Below are 1715 nucleotides of genomic sequence, written 5' to 3'. Positions count from 1 at the left end.
CCGGGATCTCGCAGGAGCGATCATGGCCCGCGCGGGCGCCCAATCCGGCCTGACCGCCGAGGTCTTCACCGATCTCGATGCCGTCGAAGCGCTGGTAGGGCGTGGCGAGGCAGGCGGGGTCGGCCTCGAGCCCGCGCCACAGCGCCTCGACGGCATCGAGATCGGTGAAGACCTCGGCGGTCAGGCCGGATTGGGCGCCCGCGCGGGCCATGATCGCTCCTGCGAGATCCCGGTTCATCGGACCGCGTGCCAGAACCGTCATCGCCCATCCCTCGCGCCGGCCTCTCGCGGAGGCAGCAAACCATCGGTCTCGGGCGCCAGTTCTCGTGCGCACGCTCCTAAGCCGGGGTGTACGGCGCGGTGCGATCGAAGCATCGGCGCCGCCCAAGCGACGACGTGGCTAACGCATGGTTGCGACGCGCCTCGGGTCCCGGGATCGCCGGTGAAACCTCAGCCTTTGTTTACATCGAAGCGGGACAAGGAACGGGCGACGCGGCGCGCGGCATCGCCTGCGACGTCCCGCTTCTGCTTCATCGATCTTGCCCCATCGAGGCGGTGCCATGCTGTCGTCCCGAAACCGCCACCGGCTGTTCGAGGCCGGGTTCCGGGCCGTCTCGGCGACGGGGGCCGACCGCTGGCTCGCGCCGGCCGCCTGCGGCCTCGGGGTGATCCTCACCTTCCACCATGTCAGCCCGGAGGCGCCGGGTCCCTACGCGCCGAACCGCCTGCTCTCGATCACGCCGGACTTCCTCGACGCGACGCTGCGCGAGCTCGACGCCCGCGGCTTCGAGGTCGTCGGCCTCGACGAGGTGCCCGAGCGCCTCGCCGCCGCGCGCTACCGGCCGCCCTTCGCGGTGCTGACCTTCGACGACGGCTACCGCGACAACGTCGAGCACGCCCTGCCGGTGCTGCGCCGCCACGGCGTGCCGTGGACGCTGTTCGTCACCAGCGACTTCGCCGACCAGACCGGGCGGCTGTGGTGGATCGAGCTGGAGCGGGCGATCGGCCGGCTGGAGCGGGTCCGCGTCGCGATCGGCACGCGGACGGTCGACCTGCCGGCGCGCAGCCCGCAGGAGAAGGCGCTCGCCTTCGAGGCGGTCTACCGCGACCTGCGCAGCGGCTCGGAAGCGCGGCTGCTCGACGGGATCGCGGCTTTGTGCCGGGAGGCGGGCATCGCCCCCGGCGCGGTCGCCGCCGAGCTCTGCCTGTCGTGGGACGACCTCAGGGCGCTGGGCTGGGACCCGGCGGTGACCTTCGGCGCGCACACGCGCAGCCATCCGATGCTGGCCAAGCACGCGGCCGAGGCGGCGCTCCGCGAGATCGGCGAGGGTCGCGACCGGCTGGCGGCGGAGCTGGCGCGGCCGGTGCGGCACCTGTCCTATCCGGTCGGTGATCCGACGTCGGCCGGCGCGCGGGAATTCGCGCTCGCCCGCGACCTCGGCTTCGAGACCGCGGTGACGACGCGGCCGGGCCACCTCTTCCCCGACCATGCCGGCCACCTGCACGCCCTGCCGCGGGTCTCGGTCAACGGCTGCCACCAGTCGCGGGCGGCGCTGGCCGGCCTGCTCTCGGGCGTGCCCTTCCTCGCCTGGAACCGCGGCCGACGCCTCAACGTGGCGTGAGCCCGGCGGACGCAGTCACCGCCGCCGGCGGCGGTGCCGGTAGGAAAAGTCTGTTATACAAATCTCCCAGCCAAACAGACCGGAGCCTATGGC

The 1715-nt window shown here is 72.9% G+C and carries 1 protein-coding gene and 1 pseudogene; one reads left to right on the top strand and one right to left on the bottom strand.

The genetic code is table 11. From position 1 onward, the window contains the following. Positions 1-211 (bottom strand): annotated as a pseudogene (locus tag FV223_RS32180) (hypothetical protein); the annotation flags it as partial. 349 nt (positions 212-560) lie between these two features. Between FV223_RS32180 and FV223_RS26850 the strand changes: the two are divergent. Beyond that, a complete protein-coding gene (locus tag FV223_RS26850; protein ID WP_147729766.1) occupies positions 561-1622 on the top strand; it encodes a polysaccharide deacetylase family protein in 1062 nt (353 codons plus the stop codon). The last annotated feature ends 93 nt before the right edge of the window (positions 1623-1715 follow it).

This window comes from Methylobacterium sp. WL116, from assembly GCF_008039455.1.
Classification (GTDB): domain Bacteria; phylum Pseudomonadota; class Alphaproteobacteria; order Rhizobiales; family Beijerinckiaceae; genus Methylobacterium.
Note: the sequence above shows the minus strand (reverse complement) of the source record. Positions and strands in the feature narration are given on the sequence as shown.

Bases quoted from the DNA above. Each gene is read 5' to 3' on its own strand.
- FV223_RS26850 (WP_147729766.1), top strand. From the start codon at position 561: ATGCTGTCGTCCCGAAACCGCCACCGGCTGTTCGAGGCCGGGTTCCGG.